Source organism: Funiculus sociatus GB2-C1 (assembly GCF_039962115.1).
Lineage (GTDB): Bacteria > Cyanobacteriota > Cyanobacteriia > Cyanobacteriales > FACHB-T130 > Funiculus > Funiculus sociatus.
In genome coordinates, this window is record NZ_JAMPKJ010000024.1 from 62,761 (window position 1) to 83,060 (window position 20,300).

A 20,300-nucleotide genomic window follows, 5' to 3' on the forward strand; every position below is an offset into this window, starting at 1 on the left:
ATTATTTAGCTGAAAACGCCACATCCTTTAGGTCGGAGAAAAAAGAATGCTTCCGAAAAAATCAACTTCATACTTGTGCGCCACTTTGTTAGTTTCGGGGTTAGTTTCGGGAATACTCGCCACCACCGCCACTGCACAAACTATAGAGTCTTTATCTGAACAGTCTTCATCTGAAATATTAGAAGTAAAAGCAGACACCATCACTGTAGAAAATGATTTACCTGCAACTGAGGCATCTGAAGAAGCCGAAAAACTCGAAGTCGAAACTAATACTACAATTTTTGAAATAAAAAATACTTCACCTGCAATTACAAATCCAAAAAAAATAGCAGATGTAGAGTTACCGCCTCGTACCTTAAACGAGTTTGGTAAAATCTCGCCGGAAGTTAACGCCGAACCCGCACAAAATTCTCCAATAAGTAGCCAGAAAACCGCACAAACGACTGCAACACCAACCGAATCAACTGTAAAAATTCTCCCGCGTGTGGGGGTAAACTTTACCAGCGGCCCAGGTGTTGGCTACTCTAGTTCGTTTACTAGCTTAGAAGGTTTTCTACCTCTATCTTCAGGTAAAACTAATAACCTGCCATTTCTAGAAGGACGAGTCCTATTATCAACAGAAAATGCTCTCATCAGCAGTAATTTGCTTTTAGGTTATCGCACTTACAATCCTAAAGATAACCGCGTCTATGGCGGTTATGTCGCCTACAACACCCGCGACACAGGAAATAGCCACTTCAACCAACTAGGTGTAGGAGTTGAAAGCTTAGGGGATTGGGATGTTCGCGCTAATGCTTATATACCAGTTGGCGATACCCGCCAAAAGACACAAGAAACCATTTCTAATAATAATTTGTCCTTATCAGAACCTGTATTTCAGGGGAATTTTTTAGCGCAGACTCGGACTCAGCAAGGACAAATTAACCGCCGCTTTGAAGCAGCGATGGCAGGATTTGATGTTGAGGCTGGTACAAAAATTGCTCAGATAGGTAAGACGGGCGATCTGCGGGGTTATGCTGGATTATATTATTATGATGCTCCCGGTAGTGCCGATATTTTGGGGTTTAGCACTCGTTTAGAAGCCCGTCCTACTGATAATTTGCGGCTAGGAGTTTCCCTTTCAAATGATGCTACTTTTGGGACTAATTTGGTGCTAAGCGTGGGGGCGAATTTCCCTGGTACTCGTCCGAGAAATATAGGTAAAGGAAATACGGTGTTGGTGCGTTTGGGAGAATCTGTCGCCCGAAATGTAAATATTGTAGTGGATGAGCAACAGGAAGTTGAATCATTTACACGACAAGAAACTGTTTTTGTTACTAACCCGAATACTGGTCAACCTTGGAGATTTCAACACGTTAATTTGGGGATAGGAACGGGTAACGGTACATTTGAAAGTCCGACTGGAGATGTTGCTTCAGCTTTGGCTGTGGCGCAGCCGGAGGATATTGTTTATGTGCAACCAGGGACAAATCCAAGTATTCCCGCCTTCCAAATTCCTGATAGGGTGCAGGTGCTTTCTACTGGCCCCGTGCAGCGGATAAATACGGTAGAGTTAGGTAATTTACAATTGCCGTCCTCTGGTGCTGGTGTGCGTCCACAGGTGACGGGAACGGTAACGATAGGTAATAGAACTACGCTTTCTGGATTTGAAATTGCTACTACTACTGGTGCTGGTATTGCGGGGACAAATATCAGCGATGTGACAATTCGAGAGAATGCGATCGCATCTTCTGTAAGCGAGGGTATTTTACTTCAGAATGTGGCTGGGCAGGTAGCGATCGCTAACAACACAATCAACAATTCTGGTTTGGAAGGCTTCTCTTTGCGTAATAATCAAGGACAAGTCACTCTGTCGCTTACAGAGAACAGTATTGCCAATAATGGTGCTGCTGCTGACGACGGGGACGGAGTTAATGTCGAACTTAGCAATAGCGCTACAGGGACGTTCAACATAGAAAAGAACGCGATCGCTAACAATAGCAGTAATAATGGCATCGCAGATGGAATCGAAATCAGAATTATCGATAATGCTTCTGGAACGTTTAATGTTTCTGATAATCAGATAACCACAAATCAGTTTAAGGGGATTAATATTCAACTTGACTCTACATCCTCTGGGACATTCAATATTACCAACAACAGTATTCAAGAGAACCTTGACGACGGGATTACTCTGCAACTGAACGATCAAGCAACTGGAACCTTCAATATTTCTAACAACCCAGAAATTTCTCAAAATGGTTTGTTCGGCATTGCTATATTACTGTCCGACAGCACTTCGGGAACGTTCAACATTACTAGCAATACGATTCAAGAAAATCAAAATAATGGGGTGAATATTCAATTAAACGATACAGCAGCAGCAACCATTAATGTTTCCAATAATCAGCAAATTGCTAGAAATGGATTAAACGGGATTTTTACAACGACGAGTGAAACATCCCAACTCCGGCTAACAATTGAATCGAATCAAATTTCCGAAAATTCTTTTACCTCGCTTTCTATTAACAGTTTTGGTTCTAGTAATACTTTTGCTAGTGTCGCCTTGAACACTTTAACTGGCGGTCCATTGGGCGATTTAGAAGTGATAGCGAGTGGAGTTGATGATATTGTTTGCTTGCGATCGCGTCAAAATACAATTGGCAATCTTTTGTTAGATGATAGTCTTGGGGGGACGATACAGGCAGAGGATGGAATATCCACTAATAACATTGCCACAAGTAATGTCACTAATTGGTCAGGAACTAATGTAGCGGCTAGGAGCTGTGGTTTCCCGTAAAAGATAAAGTAAAATCAATCCTACCAAATATAGAAATTCTCAAAATTGTGATCCAGCCCTTCAGATACCCGACTTCTTAGAGAAGTCGGGTATCTTGCTTTCACGAATCATTTAGGAATGCTATAGGTTGTAAACCGTATACACACGAAAAATTTTGTCTGTCTGTTTTTACCAGAGTATCGTCACAAGACGCAAGAAAATGTCAAACTAAATAAATGTGTTTTTTTAACTTTCGCAAACAGTTAAATTGAAGTTTATGGCAAGTCAGCGCGTTCTCTCTGGAGTTCAACCAACCGGAAATCTGCATTTAGGTAACTATCTGGGAGCAATTCGCAACTGGGTAGAAGGTCAAAGCCAGTATGAAAATTTTCTCTTTATAGCAGACTTGCACGCAATCACAGCACCGCACGATCCAGCATCGCTGACAGCTAATACTTACAACCTCGCTGCTGTGTATCTGGCGTGTGGTCTCGATCTAAACCACTCTACTATTTTTGTGCAATCTCACGTCTCAGCGCACAGCGAGCTGATGTGGCTGCTAAATTGCGTTACGCCGCTTAACTGGCTGCAAGATATGATCCAGTTCAAGGAAAAGGCGGTAAAGCAGGGGGAAAATGTCAATACTGGGTTGCTGGATTATCCAGTGTTGATGGCGGCGGATATTTTACTATATCAGGCGGATAAGGTGCCTGTCGGTGAAGACCAGAAGCAGCATTTGGAATTGACGCGGGATATTGCTAATCGGTTTAATTATCTGTTTTGTCGGGAAAATCCAGTGCTGAAGTTGCCAAATCCGTTAATTCGCGCTGAGGGTGCGAGGGTGATGAGTTTGACTGATGGAACTCGCAAGATGTCTAAGTCTGACCCTTCGGATATGAGTCGGATTAATTTGCTGGATACTCCAGAACAAATTCAAAATAAGATTAAGCGTTGTAAGACTGACTCGGTACGCGGTTTAACGTTTGACGATTCCCAACGTCCGGAAGCACGAAATCTGCTGACTCTCTACACTTTGCTTTCTGGAAAAACTAAGGAAGAAGTGGCGGCGGAATGTCAGGAGATGGGTTGGGGACAGTTTAAGCCGTTGCTTACAGAAACGACGATTAACGCCTTGAAACCAATTCAGGAAAAGTATCACGCGGTGATGGATGACAAGGGTTATCTGGAGTCGGTGTTGCGGGATGGAAGAGAGAAAGCCGAAGCGATCGCATCCTCTACCCTCTCCCAAGTAAAATCTGCTATGGGTTATTCCTTACCATTGTGAGGATAGCAGTTTCGCAACAGTAGTAGAGAAAATGAAAGCCCAAGAAGTGATGGGAAATGTTGACGAACACGGTCAACTCTCCTTAGACGCACCCTTAGTAGTGGATAAGCATAGCCGCGTCCGGATAATTGTCTTGTTCCTAGAAGATACAGAGGAAGATGATGAACCCAAGGAGTCTGTTTTAGAAAGCCTTAACAAGTCGCTTATGGAAGCAAAAGCAGGTAAAACTAAACCAGTTTCTCAACTGTGGGATGACATTGATGCTGAGTGAGTCATCCTCAGTTGAAGTTAAGTTTACTGATGAATTTGGGCGCAGACTACGCGCCCTTTCCAAAAAGTATCGCCTGATTCGAGATGATATTCAGCCTATCATCGAACAACTGCAAACTGGGGACTTTGTGGGCGACTAGATAGCCGGAACAGGCTTTGCAGTTTTCAAGGTGCGAGTCCGCAACAGCGATATTCAAAAGGGTAAAAGTGCTGGTTATCGGCTAATCTATCAGGTTGAGTCACCCACGAGCGTTCTGCTGCTGCTCATCTACTCTAAGCTGGAACAGACAGATGTTTCAGCAGACGATATCCAGTCTGCGATCGCGCAGTTTCAAGAAGGTAGTGGTAATCACTAAAAGAATCCAGGCGATTGGATTGAAGGATGAAGGACAGCTGAAATTTTACAATTCTTACAGCACAATTCACACTCTCTTTATCCTTCATAATCCATACTTAACAAAAAAACCAAATGCCTACCATCGAAAACTCAATGCTGTTTAAATCTTTCCGTAGCGCTGCTGAAGCTGGTGAATTTCTGATTACCGCAGAGGTCGCACCCCCCAAAGGCGGGAATCCAGTCCACATGGTGGAAATGGCGCAAACCCTTAAAGGTAGGGTTCATGCGGTTAATATTACTGATGGCAGTCGGGCGGTGTTGCGGATGTGTCCGATGGCGGCTAGTGTAATTTTATTGCAGCACGGAATCGAGCCGATTTGTCAGATGGCTTGTCGCGATCGCAACCGCATCGGACTGCAAGGCGATCTCATGGGCGCTCATGCTCTCGGTATCCGGAATATTTTAGCGCTAACAGGCGATCCTGTGAAAGCAGGCGATCATACTGATGCCAAGAGTGTATTTGATCTGGAATCTGTGCGGTTGCTGGGTTTAATTAAAAAAATGAATCTCGGTTTCGACTGGAACGACAAACCCCTCACAGATGGTGCTACAGATTTATTTGCTGGTGCTGCTGTTGACCCCCAGCTGGCAAGTTGGTCAGGATTGCAAAGCCGATTTGAACGTAAACTAGAAGCTGGAGCGCAATACTTCCAAAGCCAGCTGATTTGCGATTTTGACCGTTTGGAAAAATTTATGGACAAAATTGCTGCTGGCTGCGGTAAGCCAATTATGGCGGGAATTTTTCTGCTAAAGTCTGCCAAAAATGCCGAATTTATTAATCGCTGCGTACCTGGTGTCAATATTCCCCAAGACATCATCGACCGTTTAGCAGCAGCAGACGATCCGTTGCAAGAAGGGATGGCGATCGCAGCTGAACAAGTCAAATTGGCTAGTCAACTCTGCCAAGGTGTTCATATGATGGCTGTAAAGCGGGAAGATTTGATTCCCGAAATTCTGGATATGGCTGGAATTCCACCGCTAAACCAGTTAGTGTCAGCAGGAACAGAAGATGAACGCACAAACAATAAAGCAACTGCCGATTCCGTCGCACTTTGATGCTAAAAAGGTGGGAGAAGTTTGGCGAGTGCCATATCAACAACGGGCAGAAGACGCGAGGAATTGGGCAAAAAAGCACGATATTCCTCCATCTAGCGAGGATAAAACTCGCCTTTGCCTGTTGTTGATTGATGTGCAGAATACATTTTGCATCCCCGACTTTGAATTATTTGTCACGGGTGCGGTTAATGATAATGTGCGGTTGTGCGAATTCATCTATCGGAATTTGGGGAAGATTAGCGCGATCGCACCCACAATGGATACTCACACCGCCATCCAAATCTTCCACCCCATCTTCTGGATTAACGACGCTGGAGAACATCCCACCCCCGCCGCCACGATGATTACACCGGAAGATATCCAGCAAGGCATCTGGAAGGTCAACCCAACAGTTGCCGGAATTGTCGGTGCAGATTACTCTAATCTTGTTTCACATTCTTTGCATTATGTCAAGCATTTGAGTGAAAAAGGCAAATATCCGCTAACCGTATGGCCTTATCATTCCATGTTGGGCGGTATTGGTCACGCCTTGGTTTCTGCGGTAGAAGAGGCGTTGCTTTTTCACTGCATTGCGAGGAATAGCCAAACGCGGTTTGAGGTAAAGGGAGACAATCCTTTAACTGAAAACTATTCTGTCTTGCGTGCGGAAGTATTAGAAGGAGTGAATGGAAACTCTATCGCCCAGAAGAATACAAAATTCATCGAGTATCTGCTAGAATTTGATGCTGTAATAATTGCTGGACAAGCAAAAAGTCATTGCGTTGCCTGGACAATTGATGATTTATTGACAGAAATTAAAGCAAAAGATGCCAGTCTTACTGAAAAAGTTTATCTATTGGAAGATTGCACATCGCCCGTTGTGGTGCCGGGAATAGTGGATTATACAGAACAAGCTGATGAGGCTTTTGCCAGATTTGCGGCGGCGGGAATGCACCTAATTAAGTCAACTGAACCTCTGGAAATTGGTAATCTATAGTGCCAAATAATATTATGAGGCACCGCATTGTAAAAATTCCCAGTCAGAGACAGGGAAGGAGTATAAGGAATAAAAACGAATGACTAGCAGTAATGATGCGATCGCGTCCCTCCGAGAGGCTTTAAAATTTTCTCCCGATAACGTACCTTTACGGCAACATTTGGCAGAAACTCTGTTAAGTTTGGGACAACCAGAGGAAGCCGAACAAGAGTATCGCCAAGCCTTAGTTTTGTCACCTGAAAATCAGCAGCTAAAATTAGGTTTAGCTCGGGCTTTCTACCAACAAGGAAAGTATACCCAAGCGTTGGTAATTGTGGAAGATCAAATTAAGCGCTTGGATTGTCCGGCGGGTGCTTTTTTACTTCATGCGCGTCTTCTCTTGAACGCGGGTGCAGTGGAACAAGCTGTCCGTCAGTACCGCCGAGCCGTTGAAACCGATCCTGCTGTCAAAGATGCTGATTTTGCCGAAAGGTTGGGAATTGGGGCAGAGGAGGACGTGCAAGAGGTCGTAGACGGCAAAATTCGGGCAGGGTTGGGAGACTTTTCGACTTTGGAAGATACCCAAGTCGAAAAACCTGCGATCGCATTCCCAGATGTTGGCGGTATGGAAGCGGTCAAAGACGAAATTCGCCTGAAAATTATTTATCCGCTCAAACAGCCGGAACTGTACAAAGCTTACGGCAAGGCAATTGGGGGCGGAATTTTGATGTACGGCCCTCCGGGTTGCGGTAAAACTTACCTTGCCCGTGCCACAGCTGGCGAAATTAACTCTGGTTTCCTTTCTGTAGGCATCAACGATGTATTAGATATGTGGTTGGGCAACAGCGAACGCAATTTGCACGACCTTTTTGAACAAGCCAGACGCAACCAACCTTGTGTATTATTTTTTGACGAAGTTGATGCTTTAGCTGCCAGTCGTGCGGACTTGCGACAAAATTCTAGCCGCATGGTAATTAACCAATTTCTATCAGAATTAGACGGCGTGAGGAGTTCTAATGAAGGGGTATTAATTTTAGCGGCAACTAATGCACCTTGGCACTTAGATTCAGCCTTTCGCCGTCCGGGACGCTTTGACCGCATAGTATTTGTACCACCCCCTGATGCTGAAGCAAGGGCGGCAATTTTGCGCTTGTTGTGTCGAGGTAAGCCAGTGGAAGATATCGACTACGACCATTTAGCGAAGAAAACTGAGAATTTTTCCGGCGCAGACTTAATGGCAGTTGTCGATGTGGCAATAGAAAAGAAGTTAGCTGAAGCGATGAAAGTCGGTATCCCAAAGCCACTAACTACCAAAGATTTAGCATCGGCTGCGGGAGGAGTGAAACCTTCGACAAAAGAATGGTTTTCGACTGCTCGGAACTATGCCTTATATGCTAATGAGGGCGGATTGTACGACGACATCCTTAAATATATGAAATTCTGATGGGCGTACACTTAGATCGGGCCGAACTTCTCATGGCTCAATCGCGTTATGAGATGGCGGCGCAGGAATTGCAGCAGGAATTAGCAGTCGATCCAGATAGCGCCCAGGCTTATGCGTGGCTAGGTTGGTGCTTGAGGTTTCTCAAGAAGTACGAGGAAGCAATAAAAGAAGCTGAGCAAGCAATTAAGCTGGCACCAGATTGGGAGGATGGTTATTACGTTCTGGGTTGGATTCTCTGCGATCGCAATCAGCTTCTGGAAGCTGAGAACGCAACCAAAGAGGCAATTCGCCTAAATCCTGAAAATACCAACCATTTCATCCTACTATCAAACATTCGAGTTAAACAAAAGCGATGGCAGGAGGCACTAGAAGCAGCGACGCAGGGGCTTAACATAGACCCAGAGAATGCTGACTGTTTGAATAACAAAGGGATTGCCCTATTCGAGTTGGGTCGAACAGAGGAGGCGATCGCTACGACTAAGCAAGCGATCGCTCTTGACCCGGAGAATTTTAGCAACTACAACAACTTGGGATGGATGATATTGAACCGGGAAGGAAGCCCGACGAAAGCTTGGGAGTATTTCCGCCAAGCACTCCGACTCAACCCCAATTTTGAATCTGCACAGGATGGACTCATCCAAGCGATCAAGTTAAAAAACCCACTATACAGACTAGTTTACAGGTGTTTAATATTCCCGTACCGCCGTTTACAACTAGGCAGATTTTTGAGCGGGAAAGCTTTGTTGGGCTTCTTTGCCTGCTTGTGTTTGGCATTCCGTATATTGCTGAATCTTGCTGCAACTAATCCCAATCATTTGATTTGGCTAGCGCTGATTGTTTTGTTTTGGTTAATCTTTTTGCCTTGGTTTGTAGACCTCTTTATAACCCTATTACTCCAACTGAAGTTTAAGCAATCCTATTGGCTCACGACTTTAGTTTGGGCAATACTAAGCGCATTTTATTTGTGGTTAATGACCGGAAATTCTAAAACTCTGTTTGCTCCCGTTTTATTCGGATTGTTGCTTCTGCCTGTATCGGCAACGTTCCGATCTTCAGCGGGGTGGCACAGCAGCCTCATGGTGGGATATACAACCATCATGGCGTTAGTTGGGCTGGCAGGGCTAGTTCTTCCATTACCAGGGCTACCTTTTGTAAGTGTTGACGTTTGGTTCTGGTTAACTTGGTTAATCGTTCTCGCTTTTGGAACGCTTTTTTCCTTCTTTTTCATCTGGAGAAGCTCTCCTAAGTTAAGGTAGTGCCTGAAGAATGGTTTTCGACTGCTCGGAACTATGCCTTGTATGCTAATGAGAGCGGATTGGACGAGATCCTCAAATATATGAAAATCTGATGGGCGTACACTTAGAACGGGCGCAATTGCTAATTGGGCAATCCCGGTACGAAATGGCAGAGAAGGAACTGCGACAGGAGTTAACCCAGTCGCCCGATAGCGCGATCGCGCACGCTCTTTTAGGCTTGTGCTTGAGTTACCGCCAGAAGCACCAGGAAGCAACACAAGAAGCTCAGCTCGCAATTGGGCTGGCTCCTGATTGGGCGTATGCTCATTACATCTTGGCGTACATTTTATGCGATCGCGAGCATCTCAGAGATGCTGAAATATCGCTAGCTGAGGCGATCCGAATTGACCCGGCAAACTCAGGTTACTTCGCCTTGCGAGCGCGCATTCGATACAACCAAAGACTTTGGCAGCAAGCCTTAAATGCGGCGCAGCAAGGCTTAGCTATTGACCCGGAAGACGTGGAATGCTTAAATTACCACGCCCTCGCCTTGTCGCAGCTAGGACGCACACAGGAAGCTAAGACAGCCATTGAGGATGCGATCGCTAAAGACCCAGAAAATGCCTCCAGCTACGCTAGTTTAGGCTGGATACTTCTGACGCAGGGAAAAAACCCTAACAAAGCTTCCGAAAGTTTCCGCGAAGCACTGCGACTCAATCCTACATTTGAATGGGCTAGGCAGGGAATTGTCGAGGCGATGAAAGCCAAAAATCCCATTTACAGGGTAATGTTGCGATACTTTCTCTTTTGCTCTCGATTAGATAATCGCCCTAGATTGCTCTTCAGTATTGGCTTATATTTTGTCTTCCGCTTGTTAGTAGGTGGACTCGCCGTCGCTAACTTAAATCCATTACTATGGTTAATAGGTATTGCCTACATTTCATTTGTAGTTCTGACCTGGATTGCTGACCCTCTCTTCACCCTGTTACTAAGATTTGATAAATTCGGAAGATTAATCCTTTCCGAAGAAGAGATTAACAAATCGAACTTATTTGGCGGATTGTCGCTTTGCATCATAATTGCTGTTGCTGCTTGGTTTACTACGAAAAACCCCAATGTTTTAGCAGCAGCAATCTCCTTAATATGGTTCTTACTACCAGTCTCGGCGACCTTACAATGTCCGGCGGGAAGCGCGAGAAAATTTATGACAATTTACACAATTATTTTAGCGATCGCATGGCTAATGATCGTAGTTTTACAGCTTTTAGAAGACCCTAGCATATTAACAACAATTTTCTTTAGCGTTTTCTTCCTGGGAGGGCTGCTTTCCACCTGGGTTGCGAATGCACTAATGGGAGTTAAACAAAACAAATAATCGATTATGACCAAACTTCCGTCAAATCTAAGACAAACCCTGGTAAAACATCTTCCCCTGACAAAGTAGTAGGATTATCCAACACTTCCACATCCTGACCTTGCCTATATATCTCGACCTTCTGATTCTTTCGGTCAATCAACCAGCCTAAACGAGCCTGATTATCCATATATTCCCTCATTTTGGCTCGTAGCGGTTCCATATTGTCATTTTTAGAACGTAGTTCTAGAACAAAATCAGGACACAGAGGGGCGAAGCCTTCTTGTTGTTCTCTTGTAAGTGCGTCCCATCTATCTTGACGTACCCAAGCAGCATCAGGAGAACGATCCGCACCGTTGGGGAGGTGAAAACCAGTAGAAGAGTTGAACGTCTTACCAAGTTTAGTCTGACGGTTCCACAACCAGAGTTTTCCTTCAATGTCTGAGTTTCTATTTCCTCTGATGCTTCCAGTTGGAGGCATAATAATTAATTCTCCTGTAGCTGTGCGTTCTAGTTGTAAATCTTGGTTAACAACACACAACTCAACGAACTGATCGTGAGTAACCGTAAGTGTTAATGTTGGTGGGATATTGATTGGAATGGGATGCGCGAGACGAACTTGTGTCATTGTAGTGTCCATGTGCCTACATAGCAGCAGATTGGTAGTATTGGGGACTAGAGCGTAACTTAGTATTAGGTCGCACAACAGGATACATTGTTATTCCCAATTGATGTTAGATTTTGCGGAAGCCCAGACACTCCTTCGCCCCCGCAAAATCCAAAATTGTTACGCCCAGCGAATCAATCCCAACTCATAAGGAGTTGACAAATTTTCATGTTTCGGCAGAACGCGCAGAGACAGGCCTTGTAAACCACTGGAAGTGAAGAGAATATCAGCAGTGTAAATGCAACAATTGTGTTGATCCTGACCTTGGTGTTCCATCACCACAGGCACACCGTTGACAATTTCCCCATCAGCATCGACAGCACCCTGATAGAGTTGCACCTGCACATCATCTGGAGTAAGAGCGTCCAGATTAATTCGAGCTTTGACACCAACAGTTTGATTAACCAAAACCCCAGCAGGTTCAGAGACATCAACCTCTTCAATTTTGATGTCATACCAATGCTCAAACATCCGCTGCTTCCAAGAAGCTATTTCCTTAGCTGGAGCGTAGTTGTTTGAGGTCATAATCGAGTAGCGATCGCTTGCCGGGAAATATCCCCGTAGAGCATAATCACGCACCATCCGCGAAGTATTGAAAAACGGTAAATTCAACCGGATTGCATCCTTCATTTTCGCAACCCATTGGCGGGGAATTCCATAACCATCCCGTTCATAGAACAGCGGTACGACTTCCTGTTCTAGCAACTCGTACAGGGCATTTGCCTCCACATCGTCTTGATAATTCAAGTCGTCGTAGTCTTCCCCGTGACCAATAGGCCAGCCAGTGCGGACATAATCAGCCTCATCCCACCAGCCATCTAATATGCTGAGGTTTGGCGAACCATTCATCGATGCCTTCATCCCACTCGTACCAGAAGCTTCACGGGGACGGCGGGGCGTATTCAGCCAAACATCACAACCAGCCACCATCAACCGAGCTACATAGATGTCGTAATTTGGGATAAACACGACACTGACATTCATCCCTTCCTCTCGCGAGAAATGGATGATATCGCGGATCAGTTCTTTCCCCGGTATATCCTTGGGATGAGCCTTACCAGCAACTACAAACTGCACCCGGCGATTTTTGTCACCCTGCAAAATCTTCTTGATTCGCTCTTTGTCACGGAGAAACAGGCTAGCCCGCTTATAAGTAGCAAACCGTCGCGCAAACCCAATCGTTAACACCGTTGGGTCTAGCACTTCCTGCGCCTGGGCAATTTCACCGGGAGTTGCACCGCGATCGCGCAACTGTTTCACTAGACGCTCCCGGACAAACACCACCAATTCCGACCGTTGACGCTCGTGATTGCGCCACAACTCTTCATCCGGAATTGACAGCACCCGCTCCCATAAACTATCATCCGCAGGCGCATCAGACCACTGAGGGCCAAGGTAGCGGTCATATAGCTCCTGAGTAGACCTTGCCACACAACTGCGGGCGTGTACCCCATTGGTGATCGCGGTAATTGGCACCTCCTCCAGGGGCAAGTCCTTCCACAGATCCTTAAACATCTTCCGCGATACCAACCCGTGCAGCTGGGCGACACCATTAACAAAACTTGATGTCTTCATCGCCAGTGCTGCCATGCTAAAAGGCGACGCCAAATCCCCGGTATTTTCCCGTCCTAAAGCGAGAAATTCTTCTGGAGAAAGCCCGTAACTATGGGCATAGTGTCCCACGTAATACAGAGCCTTGTCTGGGGGGAACAAGTCGAATCCAGCAGAAACTGGTGTATGAGTAGTGAAAACCTGACTAGCTTGCGCTACTTGTTTAGCTTCGGCAAAAGTCAAACCTTCGTCCTGCATCAACATTCGGATGCGTTCCAGAATCAGAAACGCTGAGTGGCCTTCATTGAGGTGATAGACGGTGGGTTTATATCCCAAAGCCTTCAGCATCCGGAAACCCCCGATGCCCAGCATCATCTCCTGGTGAATCCGCATATCCAAGTCACCACCATACAACTCGTCGGTGATGTCGTGGTCGTAGGAATTATTTGGCTCAATGTTAGTATCCAGTAGATACAGAGGTACAGTTCCCACTTGTACCCGCCAAACACGAGCATAAACGGTGCGCCCTGGATACTCTACCTCGATCCGCAATTCCGAACCGTCAGGATTGCGCTCCGGGTGCAGAGGCATATTGTAGAAATCGTTGATCGGGTAGCGTTCCTGCTGCCAGCCATCGGCGTTGAGGTACTGGGCAAAATAGCCTTCTTGGTAAAGTAAGCCTACAGCAACCAGCGGCAAGCCTAAGTCACTAGCTGATTTCAGGTGGTCGCCCGCCAGAACGCCTAAGCCTCCGGAGTAGATAGGCAGGCAATCGGTAAGACCAAATTCCGCACAAAAGTAGGCGTAGCACTCTTTCTGGTCAGTTGCGCGATCGCTACCACTTGACAAGTTTCGGTTTTTGCGATACCAATTTCGCTCTTGCAGGTAGTCGTCTAGCTGCATTGAAGCCCTTTCCATTTGGGCGACAAAGCCTTCATCTTCAGCAACTTCCTTTAATCGGGCTTGGCTGATGGTTCCCAGCATCAGAACTGGGTTGTGACGGCTTGATTCCCACAAGTCACGGTCTAAGCGCCGAAATAACTCTTTGGTTTCGACGTTCCAATCCCAGTGCAGGTTATAAGCCAGCTTGCGTAGGGGTTCTAGTCTCGGCGGCAGAGAAGGAGAAACATTAAATGTCCGAATCGGCTGCATCGACAAAGCCTCTATAAGTCTGAATAAAGTTATTGTGTACTCAGATCGGCCGAAAGTACGATGTTTTTTATACTCTTTTCGAGGACTGATGATGCTTACAACTTAGAACAAATATTTTTATACCTCTGTTTAGCAACAAGCAGCCGCTTTTAATACAGAATTATGGGATTTCAAGGTATCCAAAATTACATCTTCCATTTCCGTCGGATAGTTAAACCGCGCAAACTCATACTCAATGACTGCGCCAAGGCTGTTTAATTCTTCTAAATTTTGGCAGTTTTGGATTGCGGCGATGAGGAGTCGCTGCCAACTCGGAAAAATTCTGTAGCTAAAAAAGCTGCTGCACGTCTTCCCTTTTTCGTTTTCCCAGACTATGCACAACTGATGCGCCATGTGCTTTATCCACTTGACCTGGTTTGCCGGAACCCCCAAAACTTGCCCTGCTTCTGCCTTGGTTATATGCAAGCTGGCACGCTTAAACCATCGGGTTTTAATAAAGCTGTGGCGAGTTGCTTGCTTTGAGCGAGTTCTGCGAGTTCTGCGTGCCATGATGCGTTCTTTAGTTGTGAGTAAATTCTTTATAAATTCTGTCGCCCGAACCTATCTTATACATATGCCGATAATTCTATTATCTTATCCGCAATTGCGGATAAAGTCCATATTCTCAGCAGCATACAATTGATAAATAAGTGAGGTGACGCTAATTGATTAAGTCTGATACTGGAAGCAAAGGTCGAGTGCAGGAGGACGGTACAGGTCGGTATCGATTCGACCGAATGGGCATCATGCGTGTTGGAGAGATTCTTCGCAAAGCCAGAGAAACAAAAGGCTGGAGTCTCCAAGAGTTGCACAATTATTGCGGTCTACCAGCCAGTTCAGTTAGTGACCTTGAGAATGCTTGTGTCACCAAAGTTCAGGCTGATGCCTTGGAAACTTTGCGCGTAGCCCTAGAACCACAAAATCCCGATACAGGTATGACTTATACCCTCGGTGACTTATATGAAATGATGCTGGTTAGGGAAGGAGAAACTAACGGTGCAAAAGGGAAAAGCTAGAGCGATCACATTTTTTTCGCAGGAAGCGATCGCGTAACTCTGTAAAAAAAATCTACTTAACTGGAACCACCAGCATAGTGATATCCTGTCTGCCAACAACCATCACAGGCTCATCAGCTTCAACAGTGGCTTGGCAATCAGGCTCTATAAATCGTGCAGGCCAGAAAGTACCAAGACACTTGACTCGTCCAGGCTGATTAGGAGCGATTGTTTTCTCCACTGTACCCGCGATAGGTTCAGCGAACATCTCAAAATTTTCGGGAGCTAATGGACTGTTCACGATTACCTCCATCTGATTGAGCGAGAACCTGAGCCTTGGAAGACTGAGTGAGAAAGATTTCAGCCAGAGCCGATCGGGTTTTTTCGGAAAAACTTAAGTGTTTAACTTATCGTTCTGCCACCAGCATCCGATTAGTTTTCAGCCACGAAAAATCTAGACCATTAGAAACCTAACATCAGCTTAAGTTCCTTAAATTCCGGATAAAGCCCCAAAATTTCCGGATCAGTTGGACGGGAGGAGTCGCCAACAAGGGCGATCGCTTTCTTCAACAACGACGCCTGGTGAAACTTAATGCACTCCAGAATCGTCAAGCAATTTGAGCAGCCTTGCACGACCCTGAATTCAACGCTTGAGGTGTTTGTCAAAAACGAAGCAATATTTCGGTATTATGAGAAAGTTGTCATGCCTTTAAGGTAACAACATTCAGCCTTTCCCGTCTGGAGTAGATATCGGTATGCTGACCCTCAAAATAGTTGTTTATATAGTCGTTGCCTTCTTCGTCCTGCTCTTTATGTTTGGATTTTTGTCCAATGATCCGGCTCGTAACCCGAAACGTCGGGATTTAGAATAAACAGCGATCGCTTAATGCCTCAGGCCAATGTCGGGACAGCAGCCCAATGTGAGGCACGCTGCTCAGAATGCAGTTGAGAATAGGCATTTGTGCTGTCCGCTCGACTCCTGTTGCTAGAAAATGCCCCAACCAGTCCCGCCGCCTGAACCACCTTCAATTGTCAGTACCTCACAGCCAGGGGAATTTGCTCCTCTGGCTGCTTCAACTCCAACTCTTTTCTCGGTTCCCACCAGAACCATGCAAACCGGGGCGGTTGCTGCTCCGACTCCGCCGGAAACCCTACCGCCGGAGTCTTCCTCATCTATATCTATCCCTAAAAGAAGTGCCGTCCTGCTTGGTTCTCCGATTTCAGTGGGGCATTCTGTCGTAGGAGCAAAGCAGCCGCCTGCGAGTCAGGAGTTACAAGCTAGGAATCGGAATTCTGAAAATAAGACGCAGCCAGTAAAAGAACGGGCAGCAGCTCCTGTTTTGCAAAAGTCGCTGTCCGTATCCCAGTTACCAAGTGTAGATCAACAGCCAAAAGAGCCGCCGCCAGAGCCAAATCCGAGGGAATCCGAAGATGACAGGCTATCCCCACTCCCACCGTCAGAGGAAACTGGGAGAGAATCCGAAGATGATAGGCTACCCCTAAAATTACCGCCGGAAACTCCTAGAGAATCCGATACACCAGTTTCCCCCTCCCCCTTGGAGGGCGAACCCTGGAGTGAGGAGGAATTGGTACCTGTCTCACCACCACGCAAGACCCAGACACAGCAACCTTCCCCCGTAACACCGACTACCGGGAGTAATGGTAGTGTCGTGGAACTAACTTCAGACCGTCAGGAGTACGAGGTAGATCGGCAAGTCGTGACCGCAGAAGGCGATGTCTTACTGCGATACCAGGGATCGGTAGTGGATGCCGACAGGGTGCAGCTGAACTTGCCAAATCGGATTGTGGTAGGTGAGGGGAATATAGCCTTGAAGCGGGGCGCTCAAACAATCAGAGGCGATCGCTTAGAATACTTCTTTGCCCAAGATAGCGGTTTTGTCTTAAATGCCAGTGGGGAAATTTATCAGCCCACAGCTGGGACGGATTTTTCTGGGCCATTACCAAATGATACCCGTGCCTTCGCCCGACCGTTAAGCGATCGCATCCTCGCCAACCAACCGCTATCGAATATCAGCAGTCCCGGTGGCTTTGGCGCTGTATTTGGTGCTGGCAGAACTATTCAAAACCAGTCTGCCTTTCAACAGGGAGGCACCCTTAATCGGCTGCGCTTTCAAGCGGATCGAATTGATTTCGACTCCGAAGGCGCGATCGCTAGAAACGTTCGCTTTACCAACGACCCCTTCTCACCGCCAGAGTTAGAGGTACGGGCAGACACAGCTAGATTCAGAAGAATTTCGCCGCTTGTAGATGAAATTACCAGCACCAATTCCCGCCTAGTTTTCGATCAGGGGTTCTCCATTCCCATATTTCAAGATCGCAGACTGATTGACCGGAGAGAGCGCGAACCTGGTATCGTTACTTTCGGATATGATGATGGCGATCGCGGTGGTGTGTTTGCCGAGCGCACCTTTCAACTTATTTCCACTGACAAGATTTTATTTCGCGTCACACCGCAGTATTTTATCCAGAAAGCAATTACTGAGGGCGACTACATCGATCCATCGGTGTTTGGTGTCCGGTCTAGGCTGGATGCCACCCTGAGTCCCACTACCACTTTGAGGGGGACGGCAGTTTTCACCAGTCTAGATCCCGAAGAGATAGCAGAAGACGAGTTGCGGGCGAGTCTGCGCTTGCGCCAGACCATCGGCACCCGTTACCCGCACACCCTGAACCTGGAATATAGCTATCGCGATCGCCTCTTCAACGGCTCCCTTGGCTTTCAAACCGTCCAGAGTAGTATAGGCGCAGTCCTAACTTCCCCTGTAATTCCTCTAGGAAACACAGGCATCAACCTCAGCTATCAAGCAGGCGCTCAAATTATTAACGCCGACACCGACCGCATAGACTTGCTCGACCCGGTGCGGACAAATAACCGCGTTACTCTCAATCGCTACCAAGGTAGTGCGACCCTTAGCCGTGCTTTTACACTGTGGCGGGGTGAAGCGTTACCCGCCACCCCTACCGAAGGATTGCGATATACACCAGTACCAATTGTTCCCTACCTGCAACTGACTACCAGCGCTACTGGCGTATATAGTGGTTACAGCAGTAGCGATACCCAAGCATCCTTGAGTGCGGACATCGGACTACAAGGGCAAATTGGTCATTTTTCTAAGCCTTTCTTAGATTACACCGGGTTTAATGTCAGCTTGTCTCAAATTGCCCGCAATGGCACATCGCCTTTCTTGTTTGACCGTTTAGTTGATACTCAAGTCCTTTACGCTGGTATCACCCAGCAAATTTATGGCCCATTTCGCGCTGGTTTTCAAACAGCCATTAGTTTAGATACTGGTGAGAGCATCAGTACCGACTATTTTCTGGAATACAGCCGCCGCACCTACAACGTCATCTTGCGTTATAACCCAGTCCTAGAGTTGGGTTCCATCAGCTTGCGGATTAATGACTTCAACTGGTTAGGTAATCCAGATCCATTCCCTGGTTCTGGTGTCCGTCCAGTTATCCAAGGTGTTCCCGCTACAGACTGAGTGGAATTGCGATCGCAAACTCTGCCCCTTCCCCAATTGATGAAAAACACTGCAACGTCCCGCTGTGCTTTTCTGTAACAATTTGGTGGCTAATCGAAAGTCCTAGTCCAGTTCCTTTACCTTGCGGCTTAGTGGTGAAAAATGGGTCAAATAGCCGTTGGCGTACTGACTCAGACATTCCCAATCCATTGTCTTTTATCCGAATCTCCACCTGATGGTTATTGGTTACGAATGTGCGAATTGTAATCAGATTCGGATGCTGCTCAATTTCAGCATAAGTTTTAAGGGCGTTAGACTCCTCTAGCGCCTCAATCGCATTCGAGAGCAAATTCATAAATACCTGATTGAGTTGTCCGGCGTAGCACTCAACCAAAGGCAAATCTCCATACTCTTTAAGCACCTGAATCGCTGGACGGTCTGATTTAGCTTTCAGGCGGTGCTGCAAAATCATCAGCGTACTTTCTAAACCTTCGTGAATATTAACAGCCTTTTTCCCAGCATCATCTGCCCGCGAAAAGTTGCGTAAAGACTGCATAATATCCCGAATGCGGTCAGTACTTAGTTTCATTGAGGAAATCATTTTGGGTAAATCTTCCAGCAAATATTCTAGGTCAATCGCCTCAATTTCTTCGGCAACTTCTGCTGGCGGATTCGGCATATGCTTTTGATATAAATTCACCAGATTACTCAAGTCTTGAACATACTCTTTAGCATGGTGCAAATTGCCCGCAATGAAGCTGACCGGATTGTTAACTTCGTGGGCAACACCAGCGACAAATTGACCCAAAGAGGATATTTTTTCAGTCTGGATTAGTTGAGCTTGCGTTTGCTGAAGTTTTTCTAAAAATTGTTGCAACTGCTGGGACTTCTCTTTTTCCCGTGCATATAAACGGGCATTTTCTAAAGCTATAGCAACTTGCGAAACTAAGACTTTTAAGACTTCTATCCGCTCTTGCGTAAAAGCTCCTGCTGCCAAGTTATTTTCCAATTAAAGAATCCCTTGCACCTGAGATTGATAAATAATTGGTAAACAGAGAATTGATTTTGGTTGATTTTTCTGAATGTAGGGATCTGTGTTGAAAGGCTCTGCTTGAGTCACGTCATTAAAGACGAGATGCTTTTGACTTCTGAAGACGTAGTTTATAACGCAAAGGGGTAAATCCTCACTGGTTTCAAGAGAAATCGATTTTAAAACTGTCACTTCATTGTTTGTAGCAGTACCAGCAGCTTCGATGAACAGTTGGTTATCTTTAACTAGCAGCAGCACTCCTTTTTGAGCAGCGGCATTTTCTAGCAAAATTTTGATTAACTTGCTCTGCAATTTTTCTAAGACAATTTCACTAGCGATCGCTTGCGAAGATTTGATAAAAGTAGCTAAGTCTAAAAAGTTGGTCAAATTGCTACCAGTAGTGGTAGTCGTAGTGATGGTGACATCCAGGGTCGGGTCTTCTACACAGGGTAAGTGCATCTAAAAGCGTAGCCAAACATACAGACGGTTTGGCTGAGTAATGGGTTAAGAGGTGGTGAACATTCGCCTTGAGTGGCAGGGGTGACAAGAACGATTAAATTAGAAGATGCTCTAGCTTATCCCCTAGCCCCCAGCAGAGATCATGGCAAAAGGATTTGTGCCCGCGGT

Annotated in this window: 18 protein-coding genes and 2 pseudogenes; 14 read left to right on the forward strand and 6 right to left on the reverse strand. The window is 46.1% G+C overall.

Annotated elements, in window-relative coordinates:
- The first annotated feature begins 46 nt into the window (after positions 1-46).
- From NDI42_RS13470 to NDI42_RS13515, 10 genes are all read left to right on the forward strand, one after another.
- On the forward strand, positions 47-2,779 hold the full coding sequence (locus NDI42_RS13470) for an autotransporter outer membrane beta-barrel domain-containing protein (protein WP_190455531.1): 2,733 nt from the start codon (positions 47-49) through the stop codon (positions 2,777-2,779).
- A gap of 256 nt (positions 2,780-3,035) precedes the next feature.
- A complete protein-coding gene (gene trpS / locus NDI42_RS13475; RefSeq protein ID WP_190455534.1) occupies positions 3,036-4,043 on the forward strand; it encodes a tryptophan--tRNA ligase in 1,008 nt (335 codons plus the stop codon).
- 31 nt (positions 4,044-4,074) lie between these two features.
- A complete protein-coding gene (locus NDI42_RS13480) occupies positions 4,075-4,314 on the forward strand; it encodes a type II toxin-antitoxin system RelN family antitoxin (protein WP_190455537.1) in 240 nt (79 codons plus the stop codon).
- The gene (locus NDI42_RS13485; protein ID WP_242017649.1) at positions 4,304-4,453 is read left to right on the forward strand and encodes a hypothetical protein; all 150 of its coding nucleotides are present in this window, start codon (positions 4,304-4,306) and stop codon (positions 4,451-4,453) included. Before NDI42_RS13480 ends, NDI42_RS13485 begins: the two co-directional genes overlap by 11 nt.
- A gap of 30 nt (positions 4,454-4,483) precedes the next feature.
- Entirely contained in the window at positions 4,484-4,669 is a 186-nt protein-coding gene (locus tag NDI42_RS13490) for a hypothetical protein (protein ID WP_242017650.1), read from the forward strand.
- 113 nt (positions 4,670-4,782) lie between these two features.
- Positions 4,783-5,766: a methylenetetrahydrofolate reductase gene (locus NDI42_RS13495; RefSeq protein ID WP_190455539.1), complete on the forward strand. Its 984-nt coding sequence runs from the start codon at positions 4,783-4,785 to the stop codon at positions 5,764-5,766.
- Complete coding sequence (locus NDI42_RS13500) at positions 5,720-6,742, forward strand: cysteine hydrolase family protein (RefSeq protein ID WP_190455541.1); 1,023 nt, start codon at positions 5,720-5,722, stop codon at positions 6,740-6,742. Before NDI42_RS13495 ends, NDI42_RS13500 begins: the two co-directional genes overlap by 47 nt.
- Positions 6,743-6,821: 79 nt before the next feature.
- The gene (locus tag NDI42_RS13505; protein WP_190455543.1) at positions 6,822-8,165 is read left to right on the forward strand and encodes an ATP-binding protein; all 1,344 of its coding nucleotides are present in this window, start codon (positions 6,822-6,824) and stop codon (positions 8,163-8,165) included.
- Complete coding sequence (locus NDI42_RS13510) at positions 8,165-9,421, forward strand: tetratricopeptide repeat protein (protein ID WP_190455545.1); 1,257 nt, start codon at positions 8,165-8,167, stop codon at positions 9,419-9,421. Before NDI42_RS13505 ends, NDI42_RS13510 begins: the two co-directional genes overlap by 1 nt.
- 91 nt (positions 9,422-9,512) lie before the next feature.
- On the forward strand, positions 9,513-10,775 hold the full coding sequence (locus NDI42_RS13515) for a tetratricopeptide repeat protein (protein ID WP_190455547.1): 1,263 nt from the start codon (positions 9,513-9,515) through the stop codon (positions 10,773-10,775).
- A 4-nt stretch (positions 10,776-10,779) separates the two neighbouring features.
- Here NDI42_RS13515 and NDI42_RS13520 read toward each other — a convergent pair whose 3' ends face one another.
- Entirely contained in the window at positions 10,780-11,382 is a 603-nt protein-coding gene (locus NDI42_RS13520; protein ID WP_190455550.1) for a Uma2 family endonuclease, read from the reverse strand.
- Between the two features lie 11 nt (positions 11,383-11,393).
- Here NDI42_RS13520 and NDI42_RS13525 point away from each other — a divergent pair.
- Positions 11,394-11,486, forward strand: a pseudogene (locus NDI42_RS13525) (DUF429 domain-containing protein); the annotation flags it as partial.
- 55 nt (positions 11,487-11,541) lie between these two features.
- Here the strand turns inward: NDI42_RS13525 and glgP are convergent.
- Together glgP and NDI42_RS13535 are read right to left on the reverse strand one after the other, a co-directional pair.
- Positions 11,542-14,124 carry an alpha-glucan family phosphorylase gene (gene glgP, locus NDI42_RS13530; RefSeq protein WP_190455553.1) on the reverse strand — a complete coding sequence of 861 codons (2,583 nt, stop codon included), beginning with the start codon at positions 14,122-14,124 and terminating at the stop codon, positions 11,542-11,544.
- A 129-nt stretch (positions 14,125-14,253) separates the two neighbouring features.
- Positions 14,254-14,673 (reverse strand): hypothetical protein, encoded by a 420-nt coding sequence (locus tag NDI42_RS13535; protein WP_190455556.1) that lies wholly within the window; start codon positions 14,671-14,673, stop codon positions 14,254-14,256.
- 155 nt (positions 14,674-14,828) lie between these two features.
- Between NDI42_RS13535 and NDI42_RS13540 the strand changes: the two genes are divergently transcribed.
- A complete protein-coding gene (locus tag NDI42_RS13540) occupies positions 14,829-15,179 on the forward strand; it encodes a helix-turn-helix domain-containing protein (RefSeq protein WP_190455558.1) in 351 nt (116 codons plus the stop codon).
- A gap of 52 nt (positions 15,180-15,231) precedes the next feature.
- Here NDI42_RS13540 and NDI42_RS13545 read toward each other — a convergent pair whose 3' ends face one another.
- Positions 15,232-15,459 (reverse strand): NfeD family protein, encoded by a 228-nt coding sequence (locus NDI42_RS13545; RefSeq protein WP_190455560.1) that lies wholly within the window; start codon positions 15,457-15,459, stop codon positions 15,232-15,234.
- 161 nt (positions 15,460-15,620) lie between these two features.
- Positions 15,621-15,791, reverse strand: a complete 171-nt coding sequence (locus tag NDI42_RS13550) for a hypothetical protein (RefSeq protein WP_190455562.1) — start codon at positions 15,789-15,791, stop codon at positions 15,621-15,623.
- Positions 15,792-15,913: 122 nt separating this feature from the next.
- Between NDI42_RS13550 and NDI42_RS13555 the strand changes: the two genes are divergently transcribed.
- Together NDI42_RS13555 and NDI42_RS13560 are read left to right on the forward strand one after the other, a co-directional pair.
- The gene (locus NDI42_RS13555) at positions 15,914-16,030 is read left to right on the forward strand and encodes a photosystem II reaction center protein I (protein ID WP_190421628.1); all 117 of its coding nucleotides are present in this window, start codon (positions 15,914-15,916) and stop codon (positions 16,028-16,030) included.
- Positions 16,031-16,150: 120 nt separating this feature from the next.
- Positions 16,151-18,664, forward strand: coding sequence for a DUF3769 domain-containing protein (locus NDI42_RS13560; RefSeq protein WP_190455565.1), 2,514 nt, complete (start codon positions 16,151-16,153; stop codon positions 18,662-18,664).
- Here NDI42_RS13560 and NDI42_RS13565 read toward each other — a convergent pair.
- Positions 18,654-20,102, reverse strand: a pseudogene (locus tag NDI42_RS13565) (GAF domain-containing sensor histidine kinase); the annotation flags it as partial. The gene NDI42_RS13560 and the pseudogene NDI42_RS13565 overlap by 11 nt on opposite strands.
- Positions 20,103-20,300: the final 198 nt, after the last annotated feature.

Coding starts and splice junctions, on each gene's coding strand:
- NDI42_RS13560 (WP_190455565.1), top strand. CDS start 16,151: ATGCCCCAACCAGTCCCGCCGCCTGAACCACCTTCAATTGTCAGTACC.
- NDI42_RS13515 (WP_190455547.1), top strand. CDS start 9,513: ATGGGCGTACACTTAGAACGGGCGCAATTGCTAATTGGGCAATCCCGG.
- NDI42_RS13480 (WP_190455537.1), top strand. CDS start 4,075: ATGAAAGCCCAAGAAGTGATGGGAAATGTTGACGAACACGGTCAACTC.
- NDI42_RS13535 (WP_190455556.1), bottom strand. CDS start 14,673: ATGGCACGCAGAACTCGCAGAACTCGCTCAAAGCAAGCAACTCGCCAC.
- NDI42_RS13500 (WP_190455541.1), top strand. CDS start 5,720: ATGAACGCACAAACAATAAAGCAACTGCCGATTCCGTCGCACTTTGAT.
- NDI42_RS13485 (WP_242017649.1), top strand. CDS start 4,304: ATGCTGAGTGAGTCATCCTCAGTTGAAGTTAAGTTTACTGATGAATTT.
- NDI42_RS13520 (WP_190455550.1), bottom strand. CDS start 11,382: ATGACACAAGTTCGTCTCGCGCATCCCATTCCAATCAATATCCCACCA.
- NDI42_RS13495 (WP_190455539.1), top strand. CDS start 4,783: ATGCCTACCATCGAAAACTCAATGCTGTTTAAATCTTTCCGTAGCGCT.
- NDI42_RS13505 (WP_190455543.1), top strand. CDS start 6,822: ATGACTAGCAGTAATGATGCGATCGCGTCCCTCCGAGAGGCTTTAAAA.
- trpS (WP_190455534.1), top strand. CDS start 3,036: ATGGCAAGTCAGCGCGTTCTCTCTGGAGTTCAACCAACCGGAAATCTG.
- NDI42_RS13555 (WP_190421628.1), top strand. CDS start 15,914: ATGCTGACCCTCAAAATAGTTGTTTATATAGTCGTTGCCTTCTTCGTC.
- NDI42_RS13510 (WP_190455545.1), top strand. CDS start 8,165: ATGGGCGTACACTTAGATCGGGCCGAACTTCTCATGGCTCAATCGCGT.
- NDI42_RS13470 (WP_190455531.1), top strand. CDS start 47: ATGCTTCCGAAAAAATCAACTTCATACTTGTGCGCCACTTTGTTAGTT.
- glgP (WP_190455553.1), bottom strand. CDS start 14,124: ATGCAGCCGATTCGGACATTTAATGTTTCTCCTTCTCTGCCGCCGAGA.